This window comes from Odoribacter sp. (assembly GCF_985060555.1).
Genome location: NZ_CFKYFN010000062.1, coordinates 24,828 through 31,335 on the forward strand (window position 1 = coordinate 24,828; position 6,508 = coordinate 31,335).

5 protein-coding genes are annotated in these 6,508 nt (G+C 45.3%); 3 read left to right on the top strand and 2 right to left on the bottom strand.

Annotated elements, in window-relative coordinates; genetic code table 11:
* Window positions 1–53: 53 nt before the first annotated feature.
* Together prfA and pyrF are read left to right on the top strand one after the other, a co-directional pair.
* Window positions 54–1,160, top strand: coding sequence for a peptide chain release factor 1 (gene prfA, locus AC5RDS_RS08315; RefSeq protein WP_013613289.1), 1,107 nt, complete (start codon window positions 54–56; stop codon window positions 1,158–1,160).
* Window positions 1,161–1,193: 33 nt separating this feature from the next.
* Window positions 1,194–2,021 carry an orotidine-5'-phosphate decarboxylase gene (gene pyrF / locus AC5RDS_RS08320; protein WP_013613290.1) on the top strand — a complete coding sequence of 276 codons (828 nt, stop codon included), beginning with the start codon at window positions 1,194–1,196 and terminating at the stop codon, window positions 2,019–2,021.
* A 178-nt stretch (window positions 2,022–2,199) separates the two neighbouring features.
* Here the strand turns inward: pyrF and AC5RDS_RS08325 are convergent, their stop codons facing one another.
* Both AC5RDS_RS08325 and AC5RDS_RS08330 read right to left on the bottom strand, forming a co-directional pair.
* Window positions 2,200–3,015, bottom strand: coding sequence for an HAD family hydrolase (locus tag AC5RDS_RS08325; protein ID WP_087381634.1), 816 nt, complete (start codon window positions 3,013–3,015; stop codon window positions 2,200–2,202).
* A complete protein-coding gene (locus AC5RDS_RS08330; protein WP_013613292.1) occupies window positions 3,012–3,872 on the bottom strand; it encodes a pyridoxamine kinase in 861 nt (286 codons plus the stop codon). Before AC5RDS_RS08330 ends, AC5RDS_RS08325 begins: the two co-directional genes overlap by 4 nt.
* A gap of 353 nt (window positions 3,873–4,225) precedes the next feature.
* Here AC5RDS_RS08330 and AC5RDS_RS08335 point away from each other — a divergent pair, with 353 nt between their 5' ends.
* Entirely contained in the window at window positions 4,226–6,412 is a 2,187-nt protein-coding gene (locus AC5RDS_RS08335) for a glutamine synthetase III family protein (protein ID WP_013613293.1), read from the top strand.
* Window positions 6,413–6,508 lie beyond the last annotated feature (96 nt).

Consider the following 6,508-nt stretch of genomic DNA (forward strand, 5'->3'; position numbering starts at 1 on the left):
ATGAACTTTCTAAACTATTTCTTACTTTTGTGCCAAATCATAAAAAAGGGTAAATGAATCATCCATTATTAGAAAAATTAGAGACTTATTATATCCGTTTTAAGGAGATCGGACAGTTGATCACCGATCCTGAAGTGATTCAGGACATGGAGCGCTATGTGAGGTTGACCAAGGAGTATAAGGAGTTGGAGACAATCACCCGAACTGCCGATAAGTTTAAGGCGGCCCTGCTTAGTGTCGAGGAATCGAAAGATATTCTGCTGCACGAAGAGGATAAAGAACTTCGCGAAATGGCTGAAATGGAGATCGAAGAGCTGGAAGATAAATTGCCGGGTATGGAGCAGGAATTGAAGTTGTTGCTGGTACCCGCAGATCCGGACGATAGTAAGAATGTTATACTCGAGATCCGGGGAGGAACGGGAGGAGATGAAGCCTGTCTGTTTGCCGGCGACCTGTTCCGGATGTATGCGAAATTTTGTGAACGTAAAGGGTGGAAAGTCGAGGTGACCAATGCCAATGAAGGAACTGCCGGAGGATACAAAGAAATCGTGGCCAGCGTTACCGGTAAAGGTGTGTACGGCATTATGAAATATGAATCGGGAGTGCACCGGGTGCAACGGGTTCCTGCTACGGAGACACAGGGACGGGTGCATACTTCGGCAGCTACCGTGGCGGTATTGCCTGAAGCCGAGGCTTTTGAAGTGGAAATCAACGAGGGGGCGATCAAATGGGATACTTTCCGTTCGGGAGGAGCAGGAGGACAGAATGTGAATAAAGTGGAATCCGGTGTCCGGCTGCGGTATGTCTGGCAAAATCCCAATACCGGTGTGGCCGAAGAAATCCTGATCGAATGTACCGAAACCCGGGATCAACCGAAGAATAAAGAAAGGGCACTTTCCCGTTTGCGTACTTTTATCTATGATAAAGAACATCAGAAATACATCGACGACATTTCGGCTAAACGCAAGACGATGGTCAGTACAGGTGACCGTTCTGCTAAAATCCGTACCTATAATTATCCGCAAGGACGGGTAACCGATCACCGGATCAACTTTACACTTTATAATTTACAGGCTGTGATGGACGGCGAAATCGACGAGATTATCGAAAAACTGCAGATCGAAGAAAATACCGAGCGTTTGAAAGAAAGCGGACTGTAGAAATGTACGATTTATCATTTACAATTAAATCATATGGATTATAATCAATTATTTGAACAGATAAAGGCAAAGAAATCCTTCCTTTGTGTCGGCTTAGACTCGGATATCGCTAAGATTCCCCCGCATTTGCTACAGTTGGAAGATCCTGTTTTTGAATTTAATAAAGCCGTTATCGATGCGACGGCCGAGGTGGCTATCGCCTATAAACCCAATATCGCTTTTTATGAAAGCCGGGGTGTCGAAGGATGGAAAAGTCTGGAGAAGACTATACACTATATCCGGACGAGTTACCCGGATATTTTTACTATTGCGGATGCTAAGCGGGGGGATATCGGAAATACTTCGCAGATGTATGCCAAAGCTTTTCTGGAAACTCTTGCTTTCGATTCGATCACGGTGGCTCCCTATATGGGAGAAGATTCGGTGACTCCTTTCCTGCAATATGAGGGAAAGTGGGTTGTACTTCTGGCCCTGACTTCCAATAAAGGAGCTTATGACTTCCAGTTTTTTGAAAGCGAAGGGATGAAATTGTATGAAAAGGTACTCGAAAAATCACAGGACTGGGGGAATGCCCGGAATATGATGTACGTTGTCGGAGCGACAAAAGCCGAGATGCTGGCCGGAATCCGCCGGATCGTGCCCGATCATTTTCTGTTGGTGCCGGGAGTCGGAGCTCAGGGCGGAAGTCTCGAAGAAGTGGCGAAATATGGAATGAATGCACATTGTGGCTTGATAGTCAACTCTTCCCGGGGCATTATTTTTGCCGACCGTACAGAAAATTTTGCCGTACGTGCACGGGAAGAAGCGTTTAAACTGCAAAAAGATATGGAGCGGTTGTTAGTGGAAGGGAAAGTATTATAGGCTGGCTTCTTTTGTCATAGTCGGGTGAACCTTGAGTTCGGTCTGGCAAAAAAAACTCCGGATTCTCGGCAGAGAAGCTGAATCGGAAAACTAAAGTTTTACCGGTAGAACTGAAAGTTCGTTCGGCTATGATAAAGTGAATTTTTTCTGACAAAAAGTTTCGGGAATGTTTCTGGAATTATAATACTTTGGATATAAATTCTGTAAATCCTTCTTCTTTGTCCGATTTTACTAATTTATAGTGTCTTTGTAAATTAACCGGGGCATTGGCTACCAAATAGGCTTCGGCACAAATATCCAGAAAATCGATATCATTATAATCATTGCCTAGTCCGGCAACCTCTTTACAATTGATATTCAGTTTTTTTAAAAGAGTTTGGCAGCTATTGCCTTTATGGATACCGTCGGCAAAAATTTCCAGCCAGATCGCCCGGTTGTCTAAAGGCGAAGTGGAGCGTACTACGGAATAACCGGCTAAATCCGAACGGATTTTTTCTAGTAACCGTAATTGCAGGGCATCGAGAATCATCACGAATTGGGTGGCTTTACCCTGTATGCCGGCCGGTGATTCTATCGGGCTTCCGAAAGGCCGGTAGGTGGCCAGGCGTTTTTGGTAATCGGGATGTATCGGGTAAAGGGTTGTGTAATAAAAATAATGGTTATCCGGGATTTCCCGTTGGATGGTGAAATTGATATTGTATTCCCAAAGATAAGAGGCTATTTCCCGGGTCTCGGACATACTGAGGTGATGAGCCGACAGCAATCGGCGATCGCTCCAACGTAGTGTACCGGCACCGGAAGAGAAAACCAGATAATCTATCGGAAAACCGGCAGGTAATATTTTGAGGGCGGAATACAGGTTACGGCCTGTGGCAATGATCCGGATACATCCTTTATTCCCGGCTAGCCGGAAGGCTTCCAGGGTACCGGAACTGATGCTCCCTCCTCTGGGAAGAAGTGTACCGTCCAGATCGGTAATAATCGCTTTGATCATCCGGGCAATAGTTCGTAAGTGAAATAAGGGAGGGATTCATTCAGGTAGTGAAGCACTTTTTCCTGGTTCATCCCGTCTAAAGGATTGTGGGTATACCCGAAAGTAGCCTTGATTCCCATGTTGATGAAGTGTACAGCCCGTTCGATCGCTTCAGGTAAACTGTCGCCGTTGAGCAGACAACCGGTGATGACACTTGCAAAAGCATCACCGGTACCCGGATAACTGGCTGCAACGTAATCGCTGCTCACCCGCCACAGGCGTTCGTCGTTCTTATTATAAGCGAGCGTAGCCACTTTTTTTTCATTTCCCGACGGAGCCGAAGTGATGATAACATATTCCGGCCCGAGTTTACTGAGGGCTTTACACCATTCGATCGCTTCGGCCGGGGGGGTGTGAGGAGATGGCGCCGTATCTAAAAGAAAGGCCGCTTCCGTCAGGTTGGGTGTGATCACATTCGCTTTTTTACACAGTTCGCGCATCCCTGTTATCATGCCGGTATCCATCCCCGGATAGAGTTTACCGTGGTCTCCTAAAACAGGATCGACTAAGATGAAATTGTCGTCCTGACTGAAATCATCGAAAAATCCGGATACGATATTCATTTGTTTTTCCGATGCCAGATAACCCGAATACAAAGCATCGAAATGTAAGTCCAGTTCTTTCCAATGATCGATGATCCCCTGCATCTGGTCGGTCAGATCGAAGCTACGGAAATCTTTGTATTCGCTGTGGGCGGATAAAATAGCCGTGGGGAGAGGGCAAACCTGATACCCCATATAAGAAAGAATGGGGATGGCGACTGTCAGGGAGGCCCGGCCATAACCTGACAAATCGTGTATTGCGGCAATTTTTTTCATAGTCGAGAATATCTGTTTGTGCAAAAGTAGGATAAATAAGTCGAAAGTCCATAAGGTTTATGAAGTCCCTGAACCTTGTGGGCTTTTTTAGCAGCTACGGGAGCGACCGATCGGAGCCGAAGGTTCCGGTAAGGAGGTGCACCGAAGGGGTCTACAGACTTTATGAACTAAGTATATCCGGGATTTTGGCTCCACCGGACTGAAGATCCGTTCCGCAATTTTGTGTAGACTCTCGATAATTGAAGTGTTTGTGTGTAATTTTGAGGGGTATGTGTAAAAATATAGTATTATTTTCTATTTTTGCCCCTGAAAAATAATGGTGTTATATAAAAAATTAATCTTTTATCGATTGTATGGCAAAAATAAGATTCTCGGCATTAGAAGAGCTGGCTCATCGGAAACCTTTAGAAGTCCCAAAACGGCGACGGGTATCTGAAATTTTCGGATGTGATGTACTTACCATAGAGAAAATGCGTCAGTATTTGTCTATAGAAGCTTTCAAAAAATTGGAAAAGGTGATGATAGAAGGTGGGACGATAGACAGGGGACTGGCCGATCAGGTTGCTGCAGCGATGAAAGCCTGGGCTGTAGAAAAGGGAGCAACCCATTACACCCATTGGTTTCATCCCCTGAACGGAGCTACGGCAGAAAAACACGATGGGTTTATCGATTTGCAAAAAAACGGAAGTATGATAGAAGCCTTCGACGGCCGGATGCTGGTACAGCAAGAGCCCGATGCATCGAGTTTTCCGAACGGCGGTATCCGGAATACTTTTGAAGCCAGAGGATATACCGCCTGGGATCCGGGATCTCCTGCTTTCATCAACAACAACACCTTGTGTATACCGACGGTATTCGTGGCTTATACGGGCGAAGCCCTGGATTATAAAACGCCGATGTTGAAGGCCTTGGCGTTGATCGACAAGGCAGCTGTCGGCATTTGCCAGTATTTCGATAAAGATGTGGAAAAAGTGACGGCAACCTTGGGATGGGAACAGGAATATTTTCTGGTCGACGAAGCCTTGTTCAATGCCCGGCCTGACCTGAAATTGTGCGGCCGTACTTTGATGGGCCATTCGGCAGCTAAAGATCAGCAGCTGGAAGATCATTATTTCGGGGCTATTCCCGAGCGGGTAAATGCTTTTATGGATGAACTCGAATACGAGTGCCATCGGCTGGGCATTCCGGCAAAAACCCGTCACAATGAATGTGCTCCGAATCAGTTCGAACTGGCACCGATTTTCGAGGAAGCGAACCTGGCTGTGGATCATAATCAGTTATTGATGTCTACGATGAAGCGGATAGCCAAACATCATAAGTTCCGGGTATTGTTGCATGAAAAACCTTATAAAGGAATCAACGGTTCGGGTAAACACAACAATTGGTCTTTACTGACGGATACCGGAGTGAATTTGTTGTCTCCGGGGAAGAACCCGAAGTCCAATATGCAATTCCTCGTTTTCTTGGTCGCTACTACAAAAGCTGTATTGGAACAGGAGGCCTTGTTTAAAGCTTGTATCGTTTCTTTGGGAAATGAGCGCCGTTTGGGAGGGGATGAGGCACCACCGGTGATTATGTCCGTATTCCTGGGACAACAGCTCGATTCTATTCTGGACGAAATCGAACAGAAAGTGAGCAGTAAGAAGATGAGTCCTGATGAAAAGACCGAATTGAAGTTGAATGTCGGTAAAATTCCTGAAATCATGCGGGACAATACCGACCGCAACCGTACTTCTCCTTTTGCTTTTACCGGTAACCGTTTCGAATTCAGAGCGGTAGGTGCTTCTGCCAATTGTGGTGCAGCGATGATCGTACTCAATACCGCTGTGGCTGAACAATTGATTGCTTTTAAGAAAGAAGCCGATGCATTGATCGATAGAGGGGTGAAAAAAGACGAAGCGATTTTTCAGGTCTTGAGAAAGTATATCATTGCTTGTAAAAAAATCCGTTTTGAAGGTAACGGATATAGTAAAGAATGGCAGGAAGAAGCTCAAAGGAGAGGGTTGTCGGTCGATAGTGATTGCGTGGGGGCGCTCAAAGCTTACTTGGCTCCGAAAGCCAGAAAATTGTTCGTAGAGAACGGGATCTTTACCGAACGTGAACTGGAAGCCCGTTTTGAAATCAAGAACGAGATCTATCTGAAAAAACTACAGATCGAATCCCGGGTATTGGGGGATCTGGCCTTGAATCATATTATCCCGACAGCGATTACTTATCAAAATACCCTGATCGAGAATGTGAAAGGGTTGAAAGAGATCCTGCCGGATGTATATAATGAAGTGGGCGAAGTGCAGTTGAAAGCGATTAAAGAGATTTCTACCCATATCAAAGAGATCCGTACTTTGGTCGACGAAATGACCGAAGCCCGTAAAGTGGCTAACAATTCTATTTCGAATGAAGTGGAAAGGGCTCAGGTTTATTCTGCTACGGTTTTACCGTATCTGGATAAAATCCGTTATCACATCGATAAGCTGGAACTACTCGTCGACGATGAGATCTGGCCCTTACCGAAATACCGGGAATTACTTTTCTTTAAATAGGAATATTCAGTAAATGTCCCTATAAAATACAATGGCATATGAAGATGCCCCAGTATAATCACTTCATATGTCATTTTTATTGTCATTTTTCTGTAT

Coding starts and splice junctions, on each gene's coding strand:
- prfA (WP_013613289.1), top strand. CDS start 54: ATGAATCATCCATTATTAGAAAAATTAGAGACTTATTATATCCGTTTT.
- pyrF (WP_013613290.1), top strand. CDS start 1,194: ATGGATTATAATCAATTATTTGAACAGATAAAGGCAAAGAAATCCTTC.
- AC5RDS_RS08325 (WP_087381634.1), bottom strand. CDS start 3,015: ATGATCAAAGCGATTATTACCGATCTGGACGGTACACTTCTTCCCAGA.
- AC5RDS_RS08330 (WP_013613292.1), bottom strand. CDS start 3,872: ATGAAAAAAATTGCCGCAATACACGATTTGTCAGGTTATGGCCGGGCC.
- AC5RDS_RS08335 (WP_013613293.1), top strand. CDS start 4,226: ATGGCAAAAATAAGATTCTCGGCATTAGAAGAGCTGGCTCATCGGAAA.